Source organism: Mycobacterium sp. E1214, assembly GCF_001666755.1.
Taxonomy (GTDB): Bacteria; Actinomycetota; Actinomycetes; order Mycobacteriales; family Mycobacteriaceae; genus Mycobacterium.
In genome coordinates, this window is record NZ_LZJC01000010.1 from 1 (window position 1) to 26420 (window position 26420).

Annotated in this window: 27 protein-coding genes and 1 pseudogene; 3 read left to right on the forward strand and 25 right to left on the reverse strand. The window is 67.0% G+C overall.

Annotation, left to right across the window (positions count from 1 at the left end; all coding sequences use genetic code 11):
* The 12 genes from A5700_RS00755 to A5700_RS00810 form a co-directional block, all read right to left on the reverse strand.
* Positions 1-747: S8 family serine peptidase (locus A5700_RS00755; protein ID WP_369828197.1), on the reverse strand; the 747-nt coding region annotated here is incomplete at its 3' end.
* A 14-nt stretch (positions 748-761) separates the two neighbouring features.
* Positions 762-2276, reverse strand: a complete 1515-nt coding sequence (gene eccD / locus A5700_RS00760) for a type VII secretion integral membrane protein EccD (RefSeq protein ID WP_082960589.1) — start codon at positions 2274-2276, stop codon at positions 762-764.
* The gene (locus A5700_RS00765; protein WP_068072242.1) at positions 2273-3856 is read right to left on the reverse strand and encodes a MinD/ParA family protein; all 1584 of its coding nucleotides are present in this window, start codon (positions 3854-3856) and stop codon (positions 2273-2275) included. Before A5700_RS00765 ends, eccD begins: the two co-directional genes overlap by 4 nt.
* Before the next feature lie 128 nt (positions 3857-3984).
* The gene (locus A5700_RS00770) at positions 3985-4908 is read right to left on the reverse strand and encodes an ESX secretion-associated protein EspG (protein ID WP_068072243.1); all 924 of its coding nucleotides are present in this window, start codon (positions 4906-4908) and stop codon (positions 3985-3987) included.
* Positions 4909-4988: 80 nt separating this feature from the next.
* Positions 4989-5273 carry a WXG100 family type VII secretion target gene (locus A5700_RS00775; RefSeq protein ID WP_068072246.1) on the reverse strand — a complete coding sequence of 95 codons (285 nt, stop codon included), beginning with the start codon at positions 5271-5273 and terminating at the stop codon, positions 4989-4991.
* Between the two features lie 45 nt (positions 5274-5318).
* Positions 5319-5615, reverse strand: coding sequence for a WXG100 family type VII secretion target (locus tag A5700_RS00780; RefSeq protein ID WP_023882700.1), 297 nt, complete (start codon positions 5613-5615; stop codon positions 5319-5321).
* A gap of 140 nt (positions 5616-5755) precedes the next feature.
* Positions 5756-6904, reverse strand: coding sequence for a PPE family protein (locus tag A5700_RS00785; RefSeq protein WP_068072248.1), 1149 nt, complete (start codon positions 6902-6904; stop codon positions 5756-5758).
* A 23-nt stretch (positions 6905-6927) separates the two neighbouring features.
* The gene (locus tag A5700_RS00790; RefSeq protein WP_068072252.1) at positions 6928-7224 is read right to left on the reverse strand and encodes a PE family protein; all 297 of its coding nucleotides are present in this window, start codon (positions 7222-7224) and stop codon (positions 6928-6930) included.
* Positions 7225-7318: 94 nt separating this feature from the next.
* On the reverse strand, positions 7319-11521 hold the full coding sequence (gene eccCa, locus A5700_RS00795; protein WP_068072255.1) for a type VII secretion protein EccCa: 4203 nt from the start codon (positions 11519-11521) through the stop codon (positions 7319-7321).
* The gene (gene eccB / locus A5700_RS00800) at positions 11518-13059 is read right to left on the reverse strand and encodes a type VII secretion protein EccB (RefSeq protein WP_082960590.1); all 1542 of its coding nucleotides are present in this window, start codon (positions 13057-13059) and stop codon (positions 11518-11520) included. The genes eccCa and eccB overlap by 4 nt, the downstream gene beginning before the upstream one ends.
* Positions 13060-13117: 58 nt before the next feature.
* Complete coding sequence (locus A5700_RS00805) at positions 13118-13966, reverse strand: C40 family peptidase (protein WP_082960591.1); 849 nt, start codon at positions 13964-13966, stop codon at positions 13118-13120.
* 265 nt (positions 13967-14231) lie between these two features.
* Entirely contained in the window at positions 14232-15206 is a 975-nt protein-coding gene (locus A5700_RS00810; protein WP_231973865.1) for a hypothetical protein, read from the reverse strand.
* A 99-nt stretch (positions 15207-15305) separates the two neighbouring features.
* Between A5700_RS00810 and A5700_RS00815 the strand changes: the two genes are divergently transcribed.
* Both A5700_RS00815 and A5700_RS00820 read left to right on the forward strand, forming a co-directional pair.
* Positions 15306-15575, forward strand: a complete 270-nt coding sequence (locus A5700_RS00815; protein WP_068072260.1) for a type II toxin-antitoxin system VapB family antitoxin — start codon at positions 15306-15308, stop codon at positions 15573-15575.
* Positions 15572-15988: a type II toxin-antitoxin system VapC family toxin gene (locus tag A5700_RS00820; RefSeq protein WP_068072263.1), complete on the forward strand. Its 417-nt coding sequence runs from the start codon at positions 15572-15574 to the stop codon at positions 15986-15988. The genes A5700_RS00815 and A5700_RS00820 overlap by 4 nt, the downstream gene beginning before the upstream one ends.
* 254 nt (positions 15989-16242) lie before the next feature.
* Here the strand turns inward: A5700_RS00820 and A5700_RS00825 are convergent, their stop codons facing one another.
* From A5700_RS00825 to A5700_RS00845, 8 genes are all read right to left on the reverse strand, one after another.
* The gene (locus A5700_RS00825) at positions 16243-16548 is read right to left on the reverse strand and encodes a hypothetical protein (protein WP_068072265.1); all 306 of its coding nucleotides are present in this window, start codon (positions 16546-16548) and stop codon (positions 16243-16245) included.
* Positions 16545-18899: a hypothetical protein gene (locus A5700_RS25800; RefSeq protein WP_156670998.1), complete on the reverse strand. Its 2355-nt coding sequence runs from the start codon at positions 18897-18899 to the stop codon at positions 16545-16547. Before A5700_RS25800 ends, A5700_RS00825 begins: the two co-directional genes overlap by 4 nt.
* 6 nt (positions 18900-18905) lie before the next feature.
* The gene (locus tag A5700_RS25805) at positions 18906-19325 is read right to left on the reverse strand and encodes a hypothetical protein (protein ID WP_156670999.1); all 420 of its coding nucleotides are present in this window, start codon (positions 19323-19325) and stop codon (positions 18906-18908) included.
* 232 nt (positions 19326-19557) lie between these two features.
* Positions 19558-19830, reverse strand: coding sequence for a hypothetical protein (locus tag A5700_RS25810; RefSeq protein WP_156671000.1), 273 nt, complete (start codon positions 19828-19830; stop codon positions 19558-19560).
* Positions 19831-19925: 95 nt separating this feature from the next.
* Entirely contained in the window at positions 19926-20621 is a 696-nt protein-coding gene (locus A5700_RS25815; RefSeq protein WP_156671001.1) for a hypothetical protein, read from the reverse strand.
* Between the two features lie 377 nt (positions 20622-20998).
* On the reverse strand, positions 20999-21322 hold the full coding sequence (locus A5700_RS26705; protein ID WP_231973866.1) for a hypothetical protein: 324 nt from the start codon (positions 21320-21322) through the stop codon (positions 20999-21001).
* Positions 21255-21677 (reverse strand): hypothetical protein, encoded by a 423-nt coding sequence (locus A5700_RS26710; RefSeq protein WP_231973867.1) that lies wholly within the window; start codon positions 21675-21677, stop codon positions 21255-21257. Before A5700_RS26710 ends, A5700_RS26705 begins: the two co-directional genes overlap by 68 nt.
* A 22-nt stretch (positions 21678-21699) precedes the next feature.
* Positions 21700-22218, reverse strand: a complete 519-nt coding sequence (locus A5700_RS00845; RefSeq protein WP_068072274.1) for a helix-turn-helix domain-containing protein — start codon at positions 22216-22218, stop codon at positions 21700-21702.
* 289 nt (positions 22219-22507) lie between these two features.
* Here A5700_RS00845 and A5700_RS00850 point away from each other — a divergent pair, with 289 nt between their 5' ends.
* Positions 22508-22930, forward strand: coding sequence for a WhiB family transcriptional regulator (locus tag A5700_RS00850; RefSeq protein WP_068072282.1), 423 nt, complete (start codon positions 22508-22510; stop codon positions 22928-22930).
* A 327-nt stretch (positions 22931-23257) separates the two neighbouring features.
* Here A5700_RS00850 and A5700_RS00855 read toward each other — a convergent pair whose 3' ends face one another.
* The 5 genes and pseudogenes from A5700_RS00855 to A5700_RS00875 form a co-directional block, all read right to left on the reverse strand.
* A complete protein-coding gene (locus A5700_RS00855) occupies positions 23258-23617 on the reverse strand; it encodes a hypothetical protein (RefSeq protein WP_156671002.1) in 360 nt (119 codons plus the stop codon).
* Entirely contained in the window at positions 23614-25320 is a 1707-nt protein-coding gene (locus A5700_RS00860) for a PPE domain-containing protein (protein ID WP_156671003.1), read from the reverse strand. Before A5700_RS00860 ends, A5700_RS00855 begins: the two co-directional genes overlap by 4 nt.
* A gap of 15 nt (positions 25321-25335) precedes the next feature.
* A complete protein-coding gene (locus tag A5700_RS00865) occupies positions 25336-25641 on the reverse strand; it encodes a type VII secretion target (protein ID WP_068072290.1) in 306 nt (101 codons plus the stop codon).
* A gap of 76 nt (positions 25642-25717) precedes the next feature.
* Entirely contained in the window at positions 25718-26023 is a 306-nt protein-coding gene (locus A5700_RS00870) for a hypothetical protein (RefSeq protein ID WP_156671004.1), read from the reverse strand.
* Positions 26024-26050: 27 nt separating this feature from the next.
* Positions 26051-26420, reverse strand: a pseudogene (locus A5700_RS00875) (Biofilm regulator BssS); the annotation flags it as partial.

A 26420-nucleotide genomic window follows, 5' to 3' on the forward strand; every position in this document is an offset into this window, starting at 1 on the left:
TGGTGCTGGGCTCGGCGGCACTGATGCGCCGGCGGGGGGCGGGGTCATGAAGGCGACCTTCCCGCTCAGTGTGGCCGGGTCATCAGGTCCTGGCGCGGGGCCTTGCGGTGCCAGCTTGGCGTGACCGGCCGGTAGCACCGTCTGTAGTCGCGGGTGTGGATGCCAGCTCGCCCCATCCGGCGGCGGCGGCGGTGGTGGCGGCGGCACCTGCACGGTCACCGTTTGCGGTGGCGGCGGCGGAGGCGGCGCCTCGGTGGTGGGCACCGTGTCGGGGTGGCGGGTTTGGCGCGGCGGCGGTAGCGGGGTCTTGCCGTCGGCGGGTTGGGCGGCGATCATGGACGCCACGATCGTGCCGTGGGCATCGCAGTCCGCCAGGCCGTCACCGGAAGCCACGTAGTCACCGCCGCCCACGAGATCGGTCAGCCGCGGATGCGGGCTGACGCCGGTGTCGATGACGGCCACCTTCTGTCCGGCGCCGCGGCCAAACCGCCACGCCTCCGCCAAATCCAGCATGTCCATGTAGTGCGGCTGCACCCGGTAGTCGGTGCCCGGCATGGTGCTCACCTTGGGGCAAAACGCGCCCTGGCGCATCGGCTGATCCGGGCCCGGCGGACCATCGGGTGGAGTGGCGCCGACGTCGATCTGCGGCGGCTCCACCGCGGCCGCTGGCGGGGCACCCCACAGCCCGGTCAACCCCACCACCGCGACCGCCGAAACGGCCGCACAAGCCTTCTGTGCACGACTCACCGACACCATCCTCGCTACCGGTACCGAATCGCGGCCAACACACCCATCAGCCAAAACGCCAACGGGAAAATCCCGGTCAGGCACACGTATTCGATCCACTCCACCACTTTGCGGAACGTCGGAGTGTAGAAGCGGTTCGGGACCACAACGCCGGCGACCAGCCCGGCCGCCGGGACCGCCACCATCACCGACACCCCAATCAGCAGCGCAGGCATCGACCACAACCCCAGCACGTAACGCCCGGCCACGCCGATCACCAGCGCCACTGCAGCCAACGCCAGAATCGTGGCCTGCCACCGATCGGTGAACGAGCGGCCTCGCAGCAACACTGCGACCGCCACCAGGCCCGCCACGATCAGCGGCAGCCAGCGCCGCGCGGTGTGCGGATCGCATAACCCGACACTGCACACCGCCGCCAAACCTGTTGTCGCAACCAGTAATCCAGTCAGGTAGGAGTGCGCACGGTCGGTGGCCACCGCGACCTCGCGCACCGATTCCGGACCGGCGAACGTCGCCACCTGACCAGAGGCCACCGCGTGATCGGCCGGCAGATCCGGTCGCGCCTCGAAAATCCAGCGCCCCGACGCCGAGGGAAACACCGGCAGTCGAATACCGGCCACCCAGCGCGCCATGGTCGGAGCCAAGTGCATCCCGAGGATCGCTACCAGCAGCAGCACCGCCAACAGGATCGGCGCCGACGTCACCAGCACCATGCGCACCAACCCGAGCACCATGCCCGCAGACGCGGTGACGAGCACCGCGGTGGCCATCGCAATGTGGCGTCCGGTGAACCGCACCACCAACACCGCCGCCACCACCACGGTCGCCAACCCCAGCGCGGCGTGCGGGGCGCCGACCGGCCCGGGCACCGCGGCCGCGGCCGCCACCGCCGCCGGCACGCATCCGGTCAACAGCAGCGCGTCACCAAGGGTGCGGATCAGCGCGCTGCCTCGCCGGGTCAACACGATCAGGGCCGCCGCGAGCAACACCGCGGCCAGCCCCCCGCAATAGGCGGCGGGCGCCCAGCTCAGATGCCCATAACGCCACCGCGCCATCAGCGCTGTCCCTGCCAGCACGCCGGCGACTAACATGCCCGCGCCCACCCGCGCCGCCCACGCCGGCGTGACCGCCGGCCAGCGCTTCGTGAGCTCAGCAGCCACCGCCGAGGTGACATGCTCGACGACGTTGATCCGGGCCTCAGTGTCGGGGGCGAAGCGCAGCCACAGGCGGGTGCCGTCGCTGACCCCCTGGGCGGCCAACGACAGCCCGGGCTTAAGCGGCGTGCCGTCGACCCAGCACAACGTCCAGCGGCCCCGCGGGCCGGCGGTCAACGCCGGCTGGCCCAGCTCCTCGAGGCGGCTGTTGACCAAGTCCACTAACGCGGCCAACTGCACCGACACCGCGGCGGTGGCATCGAGCACCACCCCGATCTTGGTGACGCCGGCGATGACCGCCACCAAGACCCGGTCGGGCAAAGCCGGCCCGGCCGCCGCAATCACGGGATTGTCGCGCTGCCTTTCGATAGTCACGCGCGCAGTGCCCCCGCGGTGGGGAACCCTTCGGCCAGCTCAGCGGCGAGCTCGAGAAACGCCAACCGCGTCCGCTTGTGCAGGGCGTCAAAGTCCAGGGTGTCGGCATCACGCAGGTGCGGGTCCCACGGGATGGTCTTGACCGACCGCACCCGCGGCCCCACCGTCTCGGTGATGTGAGCAATGAACGCCTTCGTGGCGCAGTCATGGATGTCGTTGAGCACGATCACCGACCGCTTGAGCAATTCGTGACCGTTACGGGCCGCCAACCAGTCAACCGTGGTCTCGACCGCCAGCCCGCCCTCGGCATTGCAGGAACCGATGATCATCAACGCATCGGTGTTGGACAACACCGCTTTGAAGAATTCGGTTTCCACCTCAGCGCCGCAATCGACCAAGGCCAGCTGGTAGAACCGCCGCGTCAACGCCGCGGTGTCATAAAAGACGTCCATCTTCATCTTCATGGGGCTGACCACATTCTGGTTGCCGGGCAAGACTTCGAGGCCCTGCTTATTCTTCCCCGTGAAATGCCGCGCCTTCGGATAGTCAACAACTACCTTCTTGGCGGCGAGCAGATCCCCCAGTGAGCGCAGCGCCTGCGGATCAACGAAGCGGCCCAAGCCGCCGTAGGTGGTGTCGGCATCGATCGCGAGCACCGGTTGACCACGCTCGGCGGCGAAGACCGTGCCCACACCAGCCGTCACTCGGGTCTTGCCGACCCCGCCCTTGACCGAGATCGCCGCGATTTGATAGTTGCCCGGAATGTTGGACGTGACCCGCGCCTTCCAGTCAATCAGCTGGCGCTCGTGGGGGCCGGCGCCCAGGTTCACCAATCCCCCGGTGCAGGCGAATACCGCTTTGCGCCAACCCATTTTGGCGGGCTCGCGGCGCCGTTTGACTACCTCTTCGACCTGGACGTGGCGGGTGGGCGCCGACCCCGGCGTTTGTAGGTCGGCGCGCGGGGCCCACCGCTCGTTGGGATCGACGGGCGGCGGAGTCCACTCCTGCTCCGGTGGCGGCGCCTGGTTGTGCTGGTCGAACTGTGGCCGCGGCGGAATTGACGCCGGGGCGGCTTGAAGCGGGCCGCTGGGCGGCGCGAAATCCAGGCCCGGCGCCCGCTGAAGCGGCACCGCATGGGGTTGCTGCCCGACGGGCGGTGCCGCCGCGTGAGGGTACCCGCCTTGCGGTGGCGCGGCGTTGGGGTGCCCGCTTTGCGGTGGCGCACCAAACGGGACTCGGGCCGCAGGCCCGTAGGGCGCTGTCTGCGCGGCGCCCCCGGTGTGCGTGGCATCGAACCCGGCCGCCGGCGGTGGCCCGTCGGTGGGTGCTGGTGGCGGCCACCCGCTGTGCGGCGCAGCCCCCGGCGGGGCAGACGGTGGCGCGAACTCGTAGTCACCGACCGGCGCCGGCGGCAGCTGCGGTGAGGGGACCTGGGGCGGTTGCGGGGCCGCGGGCTCGGGGAGCCGCAGATCCGACAGCGACACCTCCTCGGTGCGGTCTTCGGCCGGCGACTGTTCGCGCTGCTGCTCAGGGTTTTCCGGCGGCAGATAGCGCTTCATGAAGTCGGAATTGTCAGTCATTAGTGTCGTTTCCCCAAGGCTGGCTGGCGTTTACTACTTCCGATCCTAGGGGCAGAAATCTCCCTATACCACGGCCGCCCGGTATTTATCGAGAACCCTTTGCTGGCACGGTGAGTGCCGCTTTTTGCTCACCCCATTCGTTCGTGGCTCGCCCAGGCTCGGACCCCGACGCTGTCGAACACTGCGGTCAGCGCGTGGTGCAGTTGTGCTGGTGTGGCCGGGGCGATCGCCAGCCACTCTTGTTCGCTGCCCGGTGGGGGGTTGAGCCGATACAGCGCCACTCGTCCTGAAGAGGTGTCGCGCAAGTTGAGCACGGTTTTGCTCCACACCGTTTCGGTATCGACATGGGCCCGCGCATACACCAGCGCCTCGGCCTGCGGGTCGTCGAGCGCCGCGCCCAGTTCAGCCAGCGCCCCGCCGCGCAGGCCCAGAGCCCGCAACGCCGCCATCTTGGCCGCGGGCGACCCGGAGTGCGCATGCGCGCTGACCGCGGCCTGCATGTCGGCGAGCGGCACATTCAGTGGGCTGATGCGGGCCGGTTCGACCTGGTGCACCGAATCCAGGGCCGCCACAACCAGGCGCTCCAGCCACTCCTGGTCAGTGTCGGGGCAGTCATCGATGGTGATGTAGGAACCGGCGCGCACCGCCGATGCCCAGCGTCCCTGCCGGCGGGCCAACACGACGCGCAGCTGGTCATCGGGCACCGCCCGCCAGGTGCTCGGATCGTCCATGACCATCGGGGTGACGACCGTCATCGACCCGTGTGACACCCAGACGAGGATTTCGACGTCGGGGTTAGCCAGCACAGCCATGCGTTCGGCGATATCGGTGCGTACCACCGCGGCCTCGTCGGCGATGCCCTGCTCAACCAGCACCGCCAACCCCGGGTGGGCGGTAAGCCAGTCGGTGCTTTGGGCTTGGCCGTAGGGCCGCCCCCGCAGCTCGGGGGCGAGCTGGGCGATGCCGAGCATGGCCTGCAGCAGCCACAACCCGTCCAGGTTCACCGTGATGTCGGTCCTGGTTGTGGTGCCCGCGGTGTCGGGGACGGTCATGAGCGTTCTCCAGGTTGTCTAAAGCAAACGTGGCGGCACCGGTGCCGGTGCCGCCACGTCGTTGCCTGTGCAGTCTGGGGCTAGGCCCACGAAGAACCGACGGCGCTGTCGGTGCTGTTCATGTTGGACCCGGCAGTCTGGACCTTCTGTCCGTGGGCGTTGGCCTGCTCGTAGATGACCTGGAAGTTGCGGCCCAACTGGGTGATGAACTCCTGGCAGGCCACCGAACCGGCGCCGCCCCAGAAGTCACCGGCGGCCAGCACATCGCGCACGATGGCCTGGTGCTCCTGCTCCAGGGACGCGGCCTGGGCGCGGATCAGCGCGCCGTGTGAGTCGACGTCGCCGAACTGGTAGTTGATGCTCATTGCTGTGGCTCCTTGAAAGATGAGGGGTAGTAGAGGCGGTTGCTGCTAGCTGCTCAGGATCTGCTGCGAGGCCTGCTCTTGCTGCTCGTAGTTGTTGGCGTCGCGGATCAGCCCGTCGCGCACCCCGTGGAGCATGTTGACGATGTTGCGGAAGGCCTGATTCATCTGGCCCATGGTGTCGTAGGAGGTGGCCTGGGCCTGGCCGCTCCAGCCGGCGCCGGCGATGTTCTGGGAGGAGGCCCACATCTTGCGGGCTTCGTCTTCCACGGTCTGGGCGTGGGTTTCGAATCGGCCGGCCATCGCGCGCATTTCGTGCGGGTCGGTCATAAAACGTGATGCCATAATCAAGCTCTCCTTAAGCGGCGGCGATTTATTCAGCGTTGCTGTGTGGCCAGTCTATTGGCCGGATCTGACGCCGGGCAACGGTCGGCGAAAGCTATTTGTGCGAATTTTCATTGCGCCTCATTGTTCGGTATGTGGCGCTAACGTCGGCGAACAACTTTGACCGGCTTTCCATAGCGGGGCGTGCCGTCGCTGTCGTTGCCGCGCCCGTGCATGCCGGCGGCCATCGGAGTGCCCCCGTACATGCCGGACCCCCCGGTGGACGTGGCGGGGGCGGCGGCTGCTCCCCCGCCCCCTGAGGCGGCGACCGGGGCGACCGCGCGGGCGGCGCTTCCCGATTCCCCTCCGGCACCGGCAGCCCAGGTCGCTGGCACCGACAGACCACCCAGCGACCCGCTGCCGCCGGCGACGGCCTCGACTTCCGCGGCTGCCCCGCCCAGCCCGGCAAGTCCTGGCCCTCCTGCACCGGTCAGCGCTGCCGACGTGCCGCCGCCGAACATGCCCGGATTCATGAAACTCATGAACGGACTCAGCAGTGACTGGAATTGGCCGAGTCCACCACCACCGCTGCTCAGCGGCGACGCGAGTCCCTGCAGCGCCTGGGGGATGCTGCTGACCAACTGCGGGCCCATCGACAGCATGGTCTCGCCGTCCAAACCCGAAGGCAGACCGCCGGCGCTGCTCAAGAAATTCATCGGCTGCTGTCCGGCCGCCTGTCCCCCGGATTGCCCCAAGGCGGCCGTTTGCGCGGCCAGCCCGATGGGATCGGAGTTCGGCAGCGGCGGGGTGAACGGGACCAGCGACCCGGTGATTCCGGCCGCTTGCCCGGCGAAGCTGTACATCGTCGAGGTGTCTTGGGACCACATCTGCCCGTAGTGGGTTTCGTTGGCCATGATGGCGGGGGTGTTGAACCCCATGAAGTTGGTGTTCAGCAGCGCGACGAGCTGGGCCCTGTTCTCGGCGATCACCGGCGGAGGCACCACGCCGGCCCGCGCGGCCTCGAAAGCATCTGCGGCGCCGGCGGCGGCCAGCGCCGCCGCCTGGCACTGCTCGGCGGTGGCGATCATCCACACCACGTACGGTGCCGCGGACAGGGCCATGGTCATCGACGACGGGCCGAACCATGCCGTACTGGTGAGCGCCTCGATGACCGCCTGAAACGCCGCTCCCGCCGAACCCAGCTGCACCGCTAGGGCCTGCCAGGCTGCCGCCGAGGCCATCAGAGACGACGAACCCAGGCCGGCATACATGATTCCTGAGTTGATCTCCGGTGGACCCTCGTAGACCATGGCTGCGCCCCCGCGACCCCGGCTTAGACCATCGCGATGGTGTTGAGTGCCTCGGTCGCGGCGTAGTCGGCCGAGCTGATGCCCATGGTCGAGACGAACATCGAGTGCACCACCGAGCCGATCGCCTGCGTGACCTGATACACCCCGGCGTGCGTGCCGAACGCGGCGGCCAACAGCACAGAAGCCGGCTCACCCGCGGGCGGTACCACGCCCAGCGTCGGCGCCGCACCGGCGGCGTTGCCCGCCGCTACCGTCGACCCGAGTCCAGCCAACCCCGATGCGGCCTCGTCAATGCCCCCAGTGATCGCCTCGACAAACATAGAACCCTCCCACAACGGCCGACCGGATCATTCACCCGGTCTGATGACAAAAGTGTATCGGGGTGCCCGCGCTTGCGCCTGCCCCATCGATGATCTATCCGAGTTCGGTATCGGCGACTTGAACGTAAATTCCCAATTCGCCCGATTCGGCGGTATTCATCAGGAATCCGCGGCCGGGGGGCATCGTGTGTCCCTTCCATTTGTTCTTCACGAACCCTGCGTCGGGGTCGGAGTCCATCACCAGTAGCGGCTCGGTGGCCTCCCCCAGCCGCCTCAACACGGGGTCAGCCATCCCGCCCATGAACGGCCCGAACAAGCGGGTGTAGATGATGTGCAACCCCACGTCCGAGCCGGCCTGAACGAATGGCTCAATCGGAACTAGGGGGGAGTCGTAGCCCCCGGGCAGGCGTTCGGAGTCGTCGATGATCAAGAAAATCTCTGGGCCCTCCCAGCGGCGCTGGCCGATCTGCGCGACCGACAGCTCGTCGCTGGGCATGCGTGGCGCCAACAGCTGGGCCAGCTCGTCCATACGCTGCTTGACCGCCGCCGGTGTCGTCGCGAACCGGTGCACATAGGACGGGTCGAGCACATGGAGCAGTTGGCGGCGCGGATCGACCAGCCACACCTGCACGGTGGGCCGACCGTCCTGCCGGTCAGCCGCGTCCTGGCCGTCCGGGGCGTAGACCCGAGCAATCTCGCGCATCAACGTCGCGCATGCGGTGGTGCGGCCACATTCGCGTTGCCCAGTGATGCGAAGGTGCTGGCCCTCAAAGAAGGTTGGCCGTTCGGTCTCGTTGAGCGCCCAGACCATCGTGTCGGCCGTGCGGGTATCGGCGGCTGCCAGCGCGGCCAGCTCCCCCGGGGTCACTCGTTGCGGCAGGCGGCGCACCTTGCGTGCCGGGGTAAACCTGGCGGCCAATCGGTTGACCGCCGCGACCACGCTGCGCGAGTCGAATACCTCGGCGTCGGTGGACTCCAGCGCTGGGCGCGCCATGAGGGTGTGCAGCCCGATCGGCTCGAAGCCGGCGCGTTCATAGTTCTGCCCGATCATGCCCCGGCCCGGGCGTGAGGGAACCGCGGCGGCCAGCCGCGGCTTGGCTACCAGCGCGGCGTCATTCGTGTCGGTTAGGCGCAGCTCCACCCGTGACCCGAAGTTGCCGCGGACCATCACCTGCAGATCGGTGGTCTTGGTGACCGCGGCGACCACGTGAATCCCGAACGTCGGGCCTTCCTTAATCAGCTTGTTCACCTGGTTTTCCACCAGTTCCGTGTATTCGCTGACCAGCCCGGCATAGTTGTCGATCACCACGAACACGTCGCCGTAGCCATCGTCGGGCAACGGCCCCGCCTCACGTCCGGACTTGCGGCGGCGAAAGACCTCCATCGACATCACACCGGTCTGCTCGAAACTACGTCTGCGCGAGGCCAACAGTTCTGACATCTCGCCCACCGTGCGACGCACGCCATCACCGTCCAGCGACATCGCCACCCCACCGACATGCGGCAAGCCAGCGATGCTGCCCAGCGCCGCTGAGGAAAACGCCAAGCAATAAAACTGCACCTGCTCAGGGGTGTGGGTCATAGCGGCCGCACAGATCAGCGACTGCAGCGCGGTGGTCTTGCCCGACCCTTGCGCGCCCACGATCAACACGTTGGCCCCTGAGCCCGACACATCGACGGTCAAGGGATGTTGGTCGTGCTTGAACGGCCGGTCGACCACGCCGAGGGGAAACACCAAGTTGGGGCTGCTCGCGTAGTCGCTGTCCCAGCGCCGCCCCAGATAGGTGTTGACCAGTTTCTCGATGGTCCACGGCTCATCCAGCGGGGGCTTCCACAGCTGATAGGGCTGGAAGTCGATGCGGCGCAGCTGGTCGATGATGATGCGGCCCACCTGTGGGCGCACCAGCGCCGTACTGTTGGCCTCGTCATCGGCCTCGGAGCTGGACTCACCCCGCTCGTCGACGTCGTCGACCACGGCATCGGAGGTCTCCGATTCCTCTGGCAGCGGCAGCGGTGTGAAGTCGGTGGTAAACAGTTGTGGCGCAAAGTAACTGAGCGCACCCTTATTTTCTTGGGGGCCGAGGTCGAGGTCCTCGGTGCCCGGCTTGCGGTACTCGCGCCACAAGAACTCGCCCTGGAATTTCGTCAGCGTGCCGCTTTCCTTGCTGCCCTCCAGGAAATAGCCTTGCCCAGAACCCTTGAGGTTCACCGCATTTGGCACCCCGATCGCCGACGCCGCCTGCGCGGTCTTGGCCATCAGCGCCACCCGGTACCCCATATTCTCCAACAGTCGCTCCGCGCGGGTATCGACCTGCTGGCTGGCCATGAGCAGATGAACCCAGTACGCGCGGCCCTGACGGCAGATCCGGTCCAACGAATCCTGAATCCCTTGACCCATCATCTTGAACAGTTCGGCGAACTCGTCAATGACCACCATGAGCACCGGCAACGGCGGCAACACCTCAGCGGCGCCCGACGACAACTGATCGGCCCGCATCTTGTTGTACTCGGTGGCGTCGTCGGCGCCCGCCCGGTCACATAGGGCTTTGCGGCGCGCGATCTCGCCGTCGAGCGCGTCGACGAATCGGCCCATCAGGCCCTGGTCCTCCTCGAGGTCGGTGATGATCTGCGCGACGTGAGGAACACCGGCGAAGGGGCGAACACCCGAGCCGCCCTTGAGGTCGGCCAGCATGAACTGCAGATTCTGCGGCGGGTGCCCCAAGATGAGCGATTCAATCAACCCTCGCAGCATCATCGTCTTGCCCGAACCGGTGCTGCCGGCCATCACCCCGTGCGGGCCCTGCCCACCGTGTGCGCCTTCCTTGAGGTCGATGAAGAACAGCTCGTTGTTGTCCGCGCGGTTACCCAGCGGCACTTTCAACCGCTGCAACGAGTTGATGTCGCTGCGCGAGGCCCACAACTTCTCAAAGTCGATATGCGCGGCATCCTCAATGCCGTAGTAGGACAAGATGTCTCGGGCCATCACCCGCTGCCCGGTGTCAATCTCAATGGCCTCATAGGCCTCAGCCAGCCGCCACCGCGACATGCGCTCGGCGAACGTTTCGGCGGCATCGCGGCTGATCTGATCGGCGTAAGCGAAGAATTGCGGCTCGTTGCCTTGAGCGTCCCAAGTCACCGGGTCGCGCGGCACCGCCGAAATCACCCCGTTGTCCCCGACATGCAGGACCCGGCGCGGCTCACCGCACGCCGGCACCCGCCCGCCGCCGCGGACGTCGAAGAACGTCAGCCCGTTGACCCCTTCAGAACTTCCGAATCGTTCCCAACCCACTTCGGTGTCGCACACGATGACCGTGTGCGGCAAGGGGGTGATCGGCTCTTTTGATGCTCTCATGCGGGCCCGGAAGTCCCCGCGCGATCGCAACCCCAGCGCCTCTGACTGCGCGGCCAGGAAGTCGTCGACCGACCTGTACACCATGCGCACCGGGCCGGCGCCGTCCTCGAGCTGAGAGTCACCGGCGTGCGGCAGCCACTTGACCCAATCCCACTCTGTGGCATCGGAGGTCACCACGACCAGGCGCAGATGATCGGGGCCGTGGAAGAACACCAATTGGCACAACACCGCGCGCATCAGCGCGAGCACCCGCTCCCGCGGGCCGCGCAGCTCATAGCCGGGCTCGACCATCAACGACACCAGCGCCGGCACCCCGTAAGCCACCGTCTGGTATTGCATGAACTCCTGGAGCACCTTGCCGGTCACCGGCTCGAGCTCGATGTCAGTTGGCGCGTCTTGCGGCTCGGCGAACACCGCGGCATGCGACTCCACCAGGTCGGTCATCCCCAACCCGACACGGGCCACCCCGAACCAGGCGTCCGAACCGTTGGGCTTGCGCTCCCACATCCGCACACTGCCCACAGCCGCTTCCAACGTATCCGGCGCGGGGTGATACCAGCGGTAATTCTGATCCAGCCGGTCCGCCAACTGCGAGGTCGTGCCCCGCAACTCGTCCATGATCATGCAGAACCGAGCACGCAACGCATCCAGTTTCGACCGGGACATCTCCTGCGACCCGCCGCGCCCACCGAACAGCATCGCCATCAGGCCACCCACCATCACCACCGGAAACAGCGACCCACCCCCGGTGAACGTGCGGGCCCCGCTGGCGAACGACACCCAGACCATCGCCCCCATCAAGCCCATCAAGCCCACGATCAACACCACCGACCACAGCGGCTTGCTTTGCGGCGGCGGCACTTTCAGCGGTGTCGGCAGCTCGATGGTTTCGGGCTGAAGGGGGGGTGCCTTCGCGGTTTCCTTGCGGGCAAATCCATGCTTCATGATTTGGGCACCTCTAATTCAGCCGGGTTGGTGTCGACGGGCAACGTGTTGTGCCGGGTGAGCGCATCAGCGCGCGACAGCGCCGGCCCCGCGGCCAGCAGCCGCAGCGCCAACCACGGCGCCGGGTTCGGGGAGTGCTTCTTCAACCCCAGGGCGTTCATCGTGTCCTCTTCGCGCTGCACCCCGAACCGCACACCGGACTCTGAGATCCACCACAGCGACTCCACGGTGCTCGCCGACGGCGAATTACCGGTTGAGACCACATAATTGGCGTAGTCGGGGCCCAGATAGACACGGTCGGCCTGCATCTGGGCGCCTGGGTCTTTCACCAACTCCACCACCTTGTCGGTTTGGGACTCAGCCACCGGGATACTCGGGCCGACGATCACCGATGTCGTGGCCATCGACTCCCCATTCACTTTCTCCCAGTGCCAACAGGCCGACCCGTTGAGCTGACTGTCCACCACGTGCGGAGGCGCGGGCGGGAACGCCGAGAGGTCCAGCGTCTGCACCACCGGCAGCTTCGCCAAGACCGGCCCGGCCACCACCGGCATCGCAGAACCCGCGGGGCCGGCGTTCTGCAGTACTTGCGCCGCCACCGGCGAGACCGGTTGCACGCCATCGGTGAGCACCACCGAGTAGGCCGTCTGGCCGCCCACCTGAGGGGTCGACACCACCGTGCCCACCGGTCCCGGCGCCCCGGCGAACCGCGCTGGCAACCCCGCATTCGGGATCGCCGGCACCGACAACTCCGGCCCTACCGGGATCGCATCGAACAGCGCCCGGCTCATCGGACGCGACCCCGACATCGCGTCTTCACCCAAACCCAGCGCCAGCAGCACCGCCCGGGCGCCCTGGTTGATCAGCGATCGCCGGCCATCGCGGATCAGCCACACCCCATCGCCGTAGCGGCGCACCAACGCATCATCAGCGCCCAGCACACTGCGCCGCGGCCCCAGGTCTGGTTGCCCGTCAATGACGGTGACCGTCACCGGTTCAGGCGCTGCCGCCCCGAAAGCTTTGGTGATTTCATCGCACACCAGCCATGACGAGCGGCCCGGCGACGTCACCGCCAAATCCTGCGGCGCCCCGGGAATGCCGACCAGCGGGCCACGCGGATGCGCGTCAATCTCGCTGCGCCGCACGCGAACCGGGGTCGCAGCCTCACCGACGATCAACCGTGCCGAGGACAAGTTCAGCGCCGGATACAGTTTGTCGGCCACTCGTACGTACAGGGCGCCGGAATCCTGATCGGCCACAATCCGCGCCTGCCCAGCCGAGCCGGCCGGCCGGATCAGCGACCAAAACAAGGCGCCCAGACACAGCACCGCGGTGACCGTCACCCCGGCCAACAGCGCCATCGACTGACGACGGCCCGGCTCGGCCTCCATCCGAACACGCCGCCGCGTCATCGCCAATACCGCTCGGCGGGCGAAGAAGTTGTGCCCTGACACCTGCACTCGCGTCGACAGGCCCAGCCCGCGCCCGCGCCACCGCGATTCGTCTGCCCTGTGCGTTCCCGGTTCCACCACCGTCACATACCCGTCTGTCGTTCACGCCGGCTGCCCGGCCCCGGCCAGTCCTGACACGTCACCATCACAGTCCCACAATCCTTTTCACCACGACCCGCCCGTGCGGGAAACCTGAATATTGGACACGGGCACCCGGGGTGGGCGCCTCGATTACCCGGTTCGAGGACACCGCGAGCTGTACGTGCTCGGGGCCGCGACCCGAGAAGTTGGAGAACACCAGGTCGCCGGCGCGCACATCAGCACGGTCCACGGTCATACCCTTGTGGATCATGTCGTAGGTGGTGCGCGGCAACTGCACGCCGGCGTGCCGGTAGGCGTCCATAACTAGACCCGAGCAGTCGTAGGTGCGCGGACCCGTCGCCCCCCACACGTAGGGGCAGCCCAGTTTCGTTTCGGCAAATTGGACCGCCTGTAGCGCCGTTCCGCTGCCCTGGCCGGCACCACTGAACAGGGACGTCGGCGTTCCGCGGCTCGACTCCTGGCCCCCGCCGCCGTGGGTCACGCTGCTCACCAACGACGCGGGAATCCCCGACGCGATACCGCTCAACCCGCTTAGACCCCCGCCGCCTGACAACAGGCCACCCATGCCGCCCATCCCCGATAGGGGCATGCCGCCCATGCCGGGTGAGCCCATGCCGCGGTAGCCCGTGGCCAGCTGGCGCAACCGCAGCGCCAACAACCGGTTCTGCTCGGTGGTCTGATCGAGCTGGCGTTGCATCGCCTCCAGGTGCTGATCCATCGTCGCCATGATCAGCTGCGCACCCGCCGGTGAGCGCCCAAGCGACGCGGTCGCCGCGCCCACCGCGCGGGCCTGATCCCGAATCACCCGCGACGCGGCCCGCCCGTGCTGACCGACCGCACCGCCCTGATCAACGGTGTCCCCGGAGTCCGTGTCGAAGCCGGCCGCCGTCACACGAGCCCGCTGATAGGTCCCCCCTGCCGCCGTCGCCCCGCCGGTCAACCCACCCTCACCAGCAGGAGCCGCCGGAACCGCGCCATGGCCATGACCCGCACCGAACACCCGGCCACCCTCAACCCCGCCACCAGCAGGGAACAACCCGTGACCACGAGTCAGCAGCCGGTCCACCCCAGCCACGAACTGCGCAACACCCACCCACCAAAATTAACCCGGCCAAAACCGCCCGGCCACAGCCGAACACGACCAGTTCAGGGGCAGATCAGCGGCCGCCCTGCGGAATGGTCGGCGGCCCCGCCGGGCCGTAAGGGTTGTACGGCTCCGGAATCAAATCCCCGTGCCACAGGAAAATCCCCGAGCCCGGCACGTACTCCTGCCACCCGTACGGCGGCAGCGTGCTGCTGCCCGGCGGGTAGACCTTCGCCCCAGGAAATACCGACTGCGGCACCCACACACCCGAATTCGGCCCCAACTGGATAAACGGGTCCGGATTGCCGTGCGGGTCCGCCATTGTCGGCGGGCCCAAAGCACCCGGGGGAAGCTGCCGATAGCCCGGGATCTCGTCGGACCGGACGAAATAGTGCGGCACCTGCGCCGGATCTTGGGTCCGGTCATAGATGTCCACCCACGGCGGTGAACCGGGATTGTTCGGCGGACCCATCCCGCCCACGCCAGCGCCATAGGGCATATGCCGCTTATCGCCCTGCTTCCACACGTTCGAAGAATCCAGCGGCACCGCCGGCGGGGCATCTTTCGCCCCATTGGACAGCGTCTGATATCCGGTGGCCGTCTCGCGCAAGCTCGCCCGCACGGCCTGATTCTGCTCCTTGGTCGCTTGCAGCTGGCCCTGCATGGCCGACAGGTGCTGGTCCATCGTCGCCATAATCAAGCGCGCCCCCGCCGGCGAATTCCCCAGGGTCGGGGCCGAGGCCGCGACCGCGCGCGCCTGATTGACAATGACTCCTGAATTGATCCGGCCCTGGGTGCCGATCGCCGCGCCCTGTTCGGCGGCTCCCCGCAACTCCTGGTCCAACCCACCGGCCGTCGTCCGCGCCTGCTGATATGAGCCCGCAGCCCGGGTCACGCCAGCCTGCAACCCGCCCGCGCCAGCCGGTGACGCCGGCACAGAACCTCCACCAGAGGCCGGTAACGGTTCACCCTCACCGCCGGCCGGATACAGATTATGCGCACGCGTCAATATGCGGTCCACGCCCGCCACGAACGCCGCAATACTCACCACACAAAATTAACCCGCCCCCTCCCGGCCAGGCCATAGCCGAGCTCGCGAAGTTCCCGCTCCAGGTACCATGCACCATATATATGGTACCATGTACCTATGGCTTTCAATGTGAAGGATGAAGAGGTCATCCGCTTCGCCGACGAGCTCGCCGCCCGCCTGCACCTGCCGAGCCGCATCGACGCGATCCGCTACGCACTGCGGGCCCAGATCGAAATCACGCAATCGCGCACCGGCAACCGCGCCGACGAGCTCCTTGACGTCCTCAGAACCGAAATCTGGCCGCTCCTGCACGACCGATCCCCCTTTACGAAGGCCGACCGCGAACAAGCCCTCGGATATGACCCAAACACCGGAGTGAGCCAGTGATTATCGACTCCTCGGCCGTCATCGCCCTCATTCAGGGCGAGGCCCCCCACGCCGAACAAATCGCCGCGGCCCTGGCCGGCGACAAAAGCCCAGTCATGTCCACAGCCAACGCCGCGGAATCGCTCATCGTGCTCACCAGTCGACACGGATTAACAGCACGGACCGTGTTCGACCGCCTCCGATCAGAAATCAACCTCGGCTTCCAGCCCTTCACGCTCGAGCACGCAATGCTGGCTCACCGCGCCTACATCCAGTACGGCAAAGGACGCCACCCGGCCGCCCTCAACTACGGCGACACAATGGCCTACGCCACCGCCAAACTCGCCCACGAACCACTCGTTGCCGTTGGCAACGACTTCACCCAAACCGACCTCGAATTCGACGGCGTCATCGGTTACTGGCCCATCCGCTAATTCTCTTGCACAACAAGGCTGTACACGCCAGACACCGACACTGCGGCAGTACTGTTGTGCAGATGCAACACGCGCAGTGTGTTCGCGTCGATCTGACTGCACACGAACTTGCGGCTGAGCATGGGTTTGCAAGACCCGGGCGCCGCCGCGTTCCACGTGTGCGTCGAGGCCAGACGGCCCGCACGACCACGGACGATTGTTACAACGTCCCTGGTGATGGCGCCAAGCCCAAAGGACAACGCCGCGCGACGTTCTCATTGAGCGCGGCCGTCGACGCGTAACGTCTCTACTTCGCCCCGCATGGCTTCGCGACCGGCGTCGTCGAGCGCATCTGAGCTTATGAGGTGCTCCAACTCGCGCAGACGCGCTCGGCGCAGTGCCCAATCCTCCACGGCAGCAGAGTAACTGGCTTCGCACACCATGCGCGTCGCCATGCCAAAGACGGTTAAGGCGAGCCCGATCGGCCCGCCCGTGCTGATCTTCGTGCGTGGCCGCCGCACATCAAGTGTCGGCGGCTCGCTGAGCAGCTGCGCGACCTTGCCTAGCAGATCGTCGCTCAACGCAGCGCTAAATCCTTCAACGGAGCACGTATCCCAGCGACCCAAGCCGCATACACCACGTTGAGCAGATCGCTACCGTGACGTTCCCAGCACAGCAATGCCTCAAGTTGCCGGCACCGGACAAATGCCCTCGTGTAACTGAGCGTCTGGTCAGGATTCTCCAGCCCGTCCAAACCCGGCCGCTGCGCCACCATGATCACCGAAGCATCCGCATGCTCCTCGGCCAACAGCGTCCACTCCTGCGGTTTAGGCCAACGTTGGGCAATCAACGCTTGCGCCACCGATTGAGCGACAGGCGACAAATCTTCACCGGGAACACCAAACGCCAACTGTCGGATCAACTCCCGGCAATGGGCCCGGACCGTTGACTCATCAGCTGCCACCAAATCCGCATACAGCGCCGCATCCACAGTCTGCAACCGGTGTGCCCGCGAGGGCGACAACTGCGCGGCCGCATTGTCCGGGCCGAGGTCGGGTTTCACACCGGTCGCAACCTCGGGCGCCGGATGCTCGCTCAAGAGCTCAGACGGCATCGCCCACGACGTCGCTACCGCGCTCACACTGTCCCCACACGCCCGCGCCGCTCGCACCGCCTTATCCGCCGGGTTGACCCAACCGAACCAGCGCGTGTCGAACTCCTCGCTATGCCCACCAGCGATCGGCATCGTCTTGCGCAGAAACACCCCTGGCGGAATGTAAGCGGTACCGTCATTGGTGGCCACCCAATACGTCGGCATCCCCGAGGAGTTACGGCCAACGGCCACAGCCCAATCCAGCCCCGGGTCAGTCACGCTCGCGGCCCCAGCGAGCTCGGCGACTAGCATTTTGGCCTGCTCTAGATCTTTCTCACCCTCGGCTCGGCGCACCACCGCGGTCTCACGTCGACTAGCCACCGGCATCAACCCTGCCCCGGCACCCGCTCCAGGCGCCCCGCCTCCGGTCTCGGCCGGTACCGACGGCGCCGCCGGGGCCGCGCCCCCCGGCGCCGGCGCCGGCGCGCCCTGCGGAGGAAGCACCGAGCCATACGATGTCATCCCGCCCGCGGGCATTCCCCCCGCCGGAGCCTGCACCGGTGACGATGCGGTGGCAGCCTGCGGCCCAGTCGGAACCGCGGCAGCTGCCGGCGCCGCCGAGGTCGGGGCCGACTCAATCGGCGCCGCCAGCGGCGTCATCGGAGCCTGAGCCGCTGGTGGAACAGCACCCGCCGCCGCCGCACCCGCAGCCAAACCACGACCGAAGTCCATGCCCAGTGACGGCATCGGAGAACCCTGCAACCCCGGCGCACTCAACCCCGTAGGCGGGGACATACCACCGGGCATTCCCCCGAAACCACCCATCAACCCCTGCAACGGGCCCATCGGAAGCCCACCGCCTCCCGACCCACCGCCAGGCATGCTCGGCAAACTCGGCAACCCACCATTCAATAGCGAAGTCAACGGGTTGTGACTAGGACGGGGCGATTCCTTGAATGGATCACCCGTTGCGGGCGCCCGGAAGGGTCCGCCTGGAGCTGGCGGTGCGGTGCCGCCTGGGTCGCCCGACGACGGGGCACGGCCTTGCCCTGCTCCGTTGCCGTTAGGAGACCCGGGGGGCCCTGGTGATGGAGGCCCCTGAGGGTCGTCCGTGGACGAATCTCTAGTTTGGTCGTTGCCTGCTTGCTTGACTTTCGGGCCGCCGGGTCCGCCTTCTTTGAAGTGGTTGGTGAATTGGGTGGTGTATTGCGTGACGAATCCCTGCAGATCCGATGAATAGCCTTGAATCGCTGTGCGATGGACGCCGAGGATTACGGCTACTTGCGCGAGTGACTGGCCCGAGCCGCTGCGCAGGAAGGCTTGAATCTCTTTGTGCGCGGCGTCGCTTTCTTTGCCCATGAGGCGCTTGGTCATTCCCACGTCGCTTGACGCTCGCCTGAATAGCCCGGATGCCACGCGGCTGATATCTGCTTGGTGGTATTTGATTGCCGCCGCTTCCTTGTACGCCTCGCGCGCGGCGTCGGCACCTTTGCCCACCCAGGAGCCGCCGTCTAGGACACCGTTCGCGGCCTGTCGGACGTCGTCTCCGCTGTCATCGAAAGCGTTTGCTTCGTCCATCCACTTGTCAGCATCACTGTTCAAATGTGTTTCAGAGTCGTGCGGCCATACAAAAGGCTGAAAGAGCAAGTGCACAAACGGACCCTGCGGCGGCGGGTGATCACCACCGACGCCGGTCGCCGGAATGCCGCCCGCCGCTTTTGAAATGGACTTCGCCGGTGCACTGAATAGCTTCAGCAGCCGCTCGGCCTGCTTGTTGTTGCGCTCAGCCCACCACTGGGGCACCTCGCCGCCACCGTTTTGCCCCGCTACTCCTGCCACGGAGACCTACTTAGGTAAGCCGCAGACGTCGAGCAGCGAATTGATTGCATCGTTCGCAATGTCGTTAAGGCGGTTTACCTCCGAAGTGGGGGTGTTTCCCATCGCCGCCGTTGTTACGTCGAGCGTCGTCGTAACGTAGGTGCGCGCAGCGGAGGCAATGTCAGGGGGCACCGCGGGAACTAGTGCCGTCTGCACTGCGAGTGCGCTATTTACCGAACGGAGAACAATAGGGACGTTCAAATTGCCCTCTACCCTTAACCCGCCTTTCCCTTGCTGTCCGCGCACCGATGTATCGAAGACCTGGCAGAGGTGTGCTTTCGCCGCGGCTGCATCGGCCGCGCTGGCGGTGGGCGACGGCGCGGCGGCTGCGGCTGTCGGCGACGAAGGCGGCTGAGTGTCTGAGTGACCATCAGCGTTGCTGCGCATGATCAAAAATGTGACAGTTGCGGTGACGGCAACCGAGAGGACGATCGCGACCAGTAGCCCCAGCGCTGCCCGCGCCGAAAAGCGAGGCCGCGGCGGTGCTGGCGGCAGGCCGTCGGGGAAGGGCATCGACGGCTGTGGCGCATGCGGCCCAGGCGGGGGCGGCAGGGTCACCGATGGTGACCCTGCTCTCGACCACGGTGATGACATTGTTGCCCCCTCTGGCGTCGGCCCGTTACGTCGTCAGGATGCTGGAGTTGCCGGCTTCAGCGCTTTGCACGGTTGAGATGCTGAATTCTCGACTCCCGGCGTTGGCTGCCGCGCGACCCGTTGCTTGGCCGTCCACCAGCGCGCGCGCACCCAGAGCGGCCCCTAGCAGAGGTGTGGTGTAACCGCCGACGGTCAGGCTGTTAAGGCTGGCACCCGATTGCTGAGCTGTCGCCGCGTCCGCGGTGGACAAACCGGCTTCGGTTTCCGCCACATCCATGGTGAACTTGCCTGCTGTCATGTACCGCATCTTACCGCCGGGGTGGTAACTGCACATCGGCTAACCAGCGCCGATATCTCCTTTGCTGCGGAACGTGCTACGGATGGCGACCTCGCCTAACTCAGTCGCGCGAGGCGAGGGTCGTCGACCCAGGATTCACCCAGGACGCCGTAAGCGCTCCACAAGCTCAGTGCGGGGGCGGCGGGACCGCTGAGCCGCACCGGGTAGGTGGAGTCGAACCCGAGTGTCAATGTCCATTGCTGCAAGTCGGGGTAGAACTCGGTGCACGTTGCGAACCAGAAGCTGAGCATGCCGTGTTGGGCAGTTGTGCAGATCAGTCGGTCGGTCGTCACGATCACCGGACAGGTTTGGTGCCAGCGCCACTGTGTGGCGGCGCGCTGCGCGGCGGCTGCCTTGCGTCGGTGGTTCACGACACCTTGGACTGCCAGCGCGCCGAGCATGACTGCCGGGCGCCCGGCAACGATCAGGGGTAGCGGTGAGTACTTGCCGTCCGCGCCGCACAGACGGCTGTAGTCGATGTCCGCGCTCAGCAGCGCTTGTTCACCTGGTTCGAGGACGGGGCCATAGACCTGGATCGGCGTGGGCGGGCGGCCCGCCCGCAGCGCGGCCGCGCAACCACGGCTGTAGTGCCACCACTGCTCGGCTGGCGTGCGGGGCTGCCAGCTTGGCTGCGGCCGCGCAGCATGAGAATCGTCGGCGGCGTGGCTGTGCCGGGCGCGGGCCGGCGTCGACGGGGCCCGGCACACCGGAAGGTTATGTCGCGGCGGGGGCGGAATCGGAATGTCGAACATAGGGCGCACCGTACCTTTCAGAAGTGACACCGCCCGCTAGAATTAGCGGGTGCCTCGTTTTCCACGAAGGACGTGCACTCGTGTCTTGGGCGCGATGAGCGGGGCATCAGCCGGCCCCTTCAGGTAGTCACCGATGTATTTCGGTTTACGTTGGCTGTGGTTGGGGCCGCACGCCTGTTGACGCCAGTGCCCCGACACCGGGAACCGGTGGTTAAAGGTCCGGCCGGAATCTGTGCTGCGCGAGGGCCTTTGGGCTTTCAGCATGTCGACGATAGTCACTGTGGAAGGGCGCGGCGCGGGTGCGGCCAAGTCAGGGTCTTCGGCTCGGTCGGGCCGCGCGCGTGGCTCCGGCGGCCCGGCGATCGTTCGGGTTTCAGTCACATTGGTTCGACTCGCCGAGGGCGCTGACGAACGGGTGCGCTTTCGGTGCCATTGGCTTCGTCGGTGCGCGGGATATCGGGGCGCACCATGATGGTGTGCGCCCCCCACAGCGGCGACGTGGTGTCGGCCATACGCAGCGCCGCGGGGTTCTGGTCGGCACGCGAGGCAGGCGTCAGTTGCAGCAGACCGTCCGGGCGGGTCCACCACCATATGGCGTCCCACGGAAGGTCGACGATTGTCGCGATCTTGGGGTCAAGGGGGCGTGCGGTGACTTCGCGGTTCTTGAGATCGTCGTCGACCGCTTCTTGTTGTGGGGACACCGCTGGTGATGGTGCCGGCGGACTTCGCCCAACACAACAGGCCCGTAGCGGCGGGCATCGCCGCCTCAGGTGACCACTCCGGCAACGACTTTGACGCTTCGAGTACCACGTCCACCATGTCGCGGCTGACCCAATACAGCGCGGCAGTGCGAAGCGCCTGGGCGTCCGTGCGAATGGTCTCGGCGTAGGCGGCGAACTTGTCCATCAGCCGCTGCACCTTCTTGAGCCGCGCTGCGCGCTCGAAGGGGTCCCCTGGCGGCAGTGCGTCGCGGTAGTGCTCGAAGCTCAGATCCGCCGCGGCCTCCATCGCATAACACCACTGCCGGCGGATCACCGGCATGCTGGTGGCCGCCACGGGACAGCTCCCCGCCGGCGACTCACGACGGAACGTCCTGCAAACGCGCCAAAATTCGGATCGCTTCGGCCCGCTCGTCATTAGCGAGCCAGGGCAGCATCCAGATCAGCGCCTCCTCAGTTTCACGCGACGCGGCGCTGAATTCTTGTTCCATTGCCGCCCGGGCGGCCTCGGACATGTGGTCGCGGTGCTCGAGAAACGCCTGGCGCATCTTGACCAGGCGCTCAGCGATGGCGAATCGCTCCGCCGCGGCCCTAGCGGTATCTACGGTCCCTGCCGATGCGGTGGGACCGGTGTCGGTGATCGCGAGAGGCGAGGAAGCGTGCCCGGCCTCGACGACGGCGTCAACCCGCCCCTCTGGCCACTCAAGGCCCCGCTCCAACGCCCGGCGTAGTCGCCGGGTCAGCCGGCCCGCCCGATTGTTCTCCAGGTTGCGAACCGTCACCACGGACAGCCCACCACGCTCGGCCACATCGGCCTGGGTGAGCTTGAGCTGCTTACGACGAAGTCGCACGTCGTCGGCGAGCTGCTCCCAGGACATGTCCGTATCTTGCCCGAAAAACCGACAATTTTGCCCATCCTCGCCGCCGGAACCGCGAATTTGTCGCTTCCGACCAGCTCGGTTCAAACCTCTCAACCCGGTCGTTAAGGCCATCTGACATGCGGCGACGCCGCCTCCGGCGCCGCGCAGGCCGTCATCGGCGGACCGCGCTACCGATAAATTTGCGCTTAGACCGATAAAAACGATAATTTGTCTGTTAGATTATCGATGATTCACGGGACTTCCACCCGCTGAAGAAGCCTCGACCCTCGTAGGAAGGACACCTCCAATGACCATCGACCTCGAGCCCGCGTCCCGCGCCAACGCCCGACCGTTTGCCTCCTTCCAGATGCGCGCCGACGTGCGCCTCTTCCAGACCAGCCAAGGGCTGGCCTGCCGAGAAGACCCCGAGATGTTCTTCAACCCCCGTACCAAGCACCGCGCCATCAAGCGCTGCAAAGAGTGCCCATTCCGCGGCCGTTGCGGCTACAACGCGGTGGCCACCGGCGCCACTCACGGCATCTGGGGTGGCGTGATGCTGCCCGGTTGCTTTCCCCAAGAGCTCAAGCCCATCTACGCCATGTTGGCCGCGCAGTTTGAGGAGCGCCGCCAGGCCGAGCTCGGCGACGTGCGGGTAGCCCCGCTGCCGGGCCTCGTCGTCGACGACGAGGCCGACGACGAACCGCTCATCCTTCACGCCGGCGCCGCATAGGTAGAGCAATTGAATCGTGGCAGAGCACCCTGCGCGGCCGATCGGGCTGCTGGGCGCCATCTTGGCCTGGCACGGCGCGGATAACCTCGCTGAACGGCCCGCCGCCCTGGACGAAGCCCGTGAAGCCGCCGCCCGTGCCCAGGCCCAGGAGCGGTATGCGGCCCAGGCGGAATCCGCGCGCGCATGCCCTCGCCCGCGCTGCGGCGAAGGCCGCGCTGTCTGGTCCCGGTCGCGCTGAGGCCCTCATCGACGAGGCCCGCCGGCGCCGCCGTCGTCGCGCCCCCGATGCGCACCAGTCGAGATACATCGTGACGCGAGCGTGTCGGGTCACCAGTCGTCGCGCAGCGCCTTGAGTTCGTGCCAGGACGATTCCGGCCCCCAGTACCGGTCGATCGCGGCTTGGGCGACTTCACGCAGGCGCTGTGTGGCTTCGCTGAGTACCTCGGTGAGCAGGTCTTCCAGCCCGGTGTAGGTGTAATCGCGCAACGCGGTCGGCGCGATGTACAGATCACGCAGGAAGCCATCGCCGTCAAAGGTCGGCACGACCACGTCGCTGATCGGGTCCTGCTCGACCATGGCGTTGGCGGCGGCGTTGAGTTCACCCACGAGCGCCCGCGTGACGCGCACGCCCTGCTCGACGGCGGCAATCCGCTCCTGAGGAGTGCTCGGTGTGCTGGCTGTGCTCACCTGGATTTCCGATCAGAGGAGTCGGGGCGTCCTTCGCGCCGGTTTTTCACCGGTTCGCTGTTGGCCGGGGCCACCACTTTGAGCTTGCGGTCTTGATAGAGCTGCTTGTTCTCCGGGCCGGAACGCTCCCCGCTGCCGTGACCCGGCGGCATCATTGGTGCCATCGCGCCCATCGCCGGCGCCGGTGCTTCTGCAGGTGCGGGAGTTGCGCTGGGCGCGGTGGCCGGCGCGGCCGCCGCCGGTGCTGCTGCCACATCGGTGGCGGGCGCTGGCGGGGCCTCGCCCCCGCCAGCGGGCTCGGTGTCGCCACCTCCGCCGGCGCCGAGATCCCCGGGCGAGGGCAGATCACCCGTGGGAGGCTCCGGCGATTGCGGCGGCTGCTCACCGCCGTGCTGCGGTTGCCCACCCTGGGGATGCTGGCCCAGCCCGCTCATCATCGGTCCAGCCGCTTGCTCTAAGCCTTGCAGCGCCTTTTGGGGCGCCGCGGCCAGGCCACCGAGCAGGCCGCCCAATCCGCCGACGACACCGCCGATGATCCCGGGCACCACTTGTGAGGGCATTCCGCCGGCGGTCTCGGGGAGGGCATCGGTTAGCGGTGCGGCCGGGCCGGTCGGGTCGACGGCCCCGGGGGGCCAGGTCGGGCCGCCGGTGAGGTTCTCTCCCACGCCCGGCCCACCTTGAACCGGGTCCAGCGGAGCGCTCTTGGGCGAATGCTGCGGCTGTTGGGGATGTGCTGGCCCGTCGCCGGGACTCGTGGGGGGTGCAGCGGGCGCCACATTCGGGGTGGGCGGAGCGGGCGGCGGAACGGGCATCTTGGGGTCCGGGGCCGCTTCGGAGAAGGTGTATTTGGTGTATCCGGTGGTCGAGGCCTGATACAGCTTACTGACCTTGACCTGGGCGTGCACTACGGCGACGCGGTGCGCGCCGCCGGAGTGGGCGTTGGCCTGCATTGCGGTCTTTAGTTCCCGCTCGGCGTCCGTCACGTTCCGATACGGGGGAACGTCGTTGAGCGCCGTGGTGAAATTCTGGACATGCGTGTTGGCCTGATCGGCCAGGCCCTCGACGTAACGGGCGTGCCCTTGATACCAGCTCTGCAGCGCACGCATCCGGGCGGTGGCCGAGTCCGCCGACGGGGCTTGCCACCCGTCAGCGGTCGTGCTGATCGCCTTGCCGAGTTGTTCGGCGGCATCGTCGAGCTGCTTGGCCTCAGTGCGCAGGCTGGTTTCGACCGCTTGCCAGGTCTTCTTGCCTGCCCCGCCTCGGCCGGTCTCGATCAGCCGGGCGATGTCACGCGGGCTTGTCGGGGTCTGCCCGGCGGGCACCCCTGCGCCTCCTACACCGCCGGGTACGACGTCTGCTGGCACGGTGTGCCCGGCCGGCACCACCCGCGCCGCCGACACCACGCGAGGCCCACCACCGCCGCCGCTGCCCAGCGTGCTGGAGCTCTGCTGTTCCTGGTCGTCGTAGGCCGCGGCGCTGGCGTCGAGCTTGATCCCGAATAGGCGTGCTTGCGCGTTGGCCATGGAGGTGTACTGACGGGCCAAGCTGACCTGGGCGGTGAATCGTGTGCTCGCTCCGACCGACACCATGTCCGAGGCGCTGGGCTGGACATGGTCGGAGCCGGGCGTGGCACCGCCAGCCTCGGCGGCCTGCTGGCCGCCCGCTCGCACGGCGTCGGTATCGACGCGCAGTGAATCCGGCACAACAAGCCTGTCGGGCTACGTCTGCAGGATTTGCTGGCTGGCTTCTTCGGTCTGCTGGTATGACGAGACGTTCGACCGGATATGGCCGGCCACCTCCTCGCAATACTGACCCAGCGAATGACCCGCCTCCGAGCGCGCCTGCAGTGTCTCGTTGAGCGCTTGGCGGACTTCCCAGCCGATGTCGCCGAAGCGTTGCCCCATGCTTTCGGCCGTACCGGGATCGACGGTGAGGCGCTCACGCACCCGCGGAGCCTCCTGGTCCCACCACTGGGCATGGTCATTCCACTCGTCGAAGTCCAGCTTCACCTCATTGCCGGCCACCGCACACCTCCTAGTCGAACTCGGTATTTGCTCAGCGTAACAACGGCTCACCGCCGTACGCATCGGTCGAGCCGACTTAAAAATCGATTGTTCGTCGGTATTCGTCGACGTCGGTCAAGCTCGGCCACCCCGGGGTCGTCACCCAGGGAACGCCGGTCTCCTCGATCATGCGCATGCGTTGTTCGGCGCGGGCCCGCATCAAGGCCAACCGGTGCAGCCGCATAATCCGGTCAGCGAGTAGATCAGCGGTCCAGGAGCGGGTGACTTCCGGCTCGAGCTGCACCCGCAGCCCCTGCCCCTGCCAGTCCAACTCAACCATCAACGCCCCATCAGCGGACCATTCAGCGACAGTCGGAAGCACTTCCTGCTGCTCGTCGGTCACCGCGACTCCCGCATCGTTGGCCCACATCTAGCTACCGCTGGTGTTGATCATCCCCGGCGTAGCGGCCGGCGCAGCCGCACCGGGCGCGGTCGGGGCCGGTGTCGTACCGGCGAGCTGAGACGGATCGACCCAGCCCAGAAAATCACCCGTGGGCAGTGCACTTTCGGGTTGCAGCTGCCCATCCAGCCAGATTTTGCCATTACCCATGAACATCACGGGTTCGCGACTCTTGAATTGGGCGTATTGACCCGGCGCCAAGTGGCTGGGGTCAGCGGGCGCGGTCACTGGGGTACCCGGAGGCGGCAACTCGATGTGGGACTGTTTCCAGGCATCGGCGACCGTGGACCCGTTGAGCACCGCCCGCACCGCGGCGGCGGTTTGGGTCGTGGGGGCGGTA

What these genes read in the sequence shown, in the direction of transcription:
- A5700_RS00815 (WP_068072260.1), top strand. Translation starts at nt 15,306, where the DNA reads ATGGCTTTCAATGTGAAGGATGAAGAGGTCATCCGCTTCGCCGACGAG.
- A5700_RS00770 (WP_068072243.1), bottom strand. Translation starts at nt 4,908, where the DNA reads ATGACCGTCCCCGACACCGCGGGCACCACAACCAGGACCGACATCACG.
- A5700_RS00765 (WP_068072242.1), bottom strand. Translation starts at nt 3,856, where the DNA reads ATGACTGACAATTCCGACTTCATGAAGCGCTATCTGCCGCCGGAAAAC.
- A5700_RS00785 (WP_068072248.1), bottom strand. Translation starts at nt 6,904, where the DNA reads ATGGTCTACGAGGGTCCACCGGAGATCAACTCAGGAATCATGTATGCC.
- A5700_RS00775 (WP_068072246.1), bottom strand. Translation starts at nt 5,273, where the DNA reads ATGAGCATCAACTACCAGTTCGGCGACGTCGACTCACACGGCGCGCTG.
- A5700_RS00850 (WP_068072282.1), top strand. Translation starts at nt 22,508, where the DNA reads ATGACCATCGACCTCGAGCCCGCGTCCCGCGCCAACGCCCGACCGTTT.
- A5700_RS25815 (WP_156671001.1), bottom strand. Translation starts at nt 20,621, where the DNA reads ATGTTCGACATTCCGATTCCGCCCCCGCCGCGACATAACCTTCCGGTG.
- eccCa (WP_068072255.1), bottom strand. Translation starts at nt 11,521, where the DNA reads ATGAAGCATGGATTTGCCCGCAAGGAAACCGCGAAGGCACCCCCCCTT.
- A5700_RS00790 (WP_068072252.1), bottom strand. Translation starts at nt 7,224, where the DNA reads ATGTTTGTCGAGGCGATCACTGGGGGCATTGACGAGGCCGCATCGGGG.
- A5700_RS25810 (WP_156671000.1), bottom strand. Translation starts at nt 19,830, where the DNA reads ATGACAGCAGGCAAGTTCACCATGGATGTGGCGGAAACCGAAGCCGGT.
- A5700_RS00845 (WP_068072274.1), bottom strand. Translation starts at nt 22,218, where the DNA reads ATGTCCTGGGAGCAGCTCGCCGACGACGTGCGACTTCGTCGTAAGCAG.
- A5700_RS25805 (WP_156670999.1), bottom strand. Translation starts at nt 19,325, where the DNA reads ATGCGCAGCAACGCTGATGGTCACTCAGACACTCAGCCGCCTTCGTCG.
- A5700_RS00780 (WP_023882700.1), bottom strand. Translation starts at nt 5,615, where the DNA reads ATGGCATCACGTTTTATGACCGACCCGCACGAAATGCGCGCGATGGCC.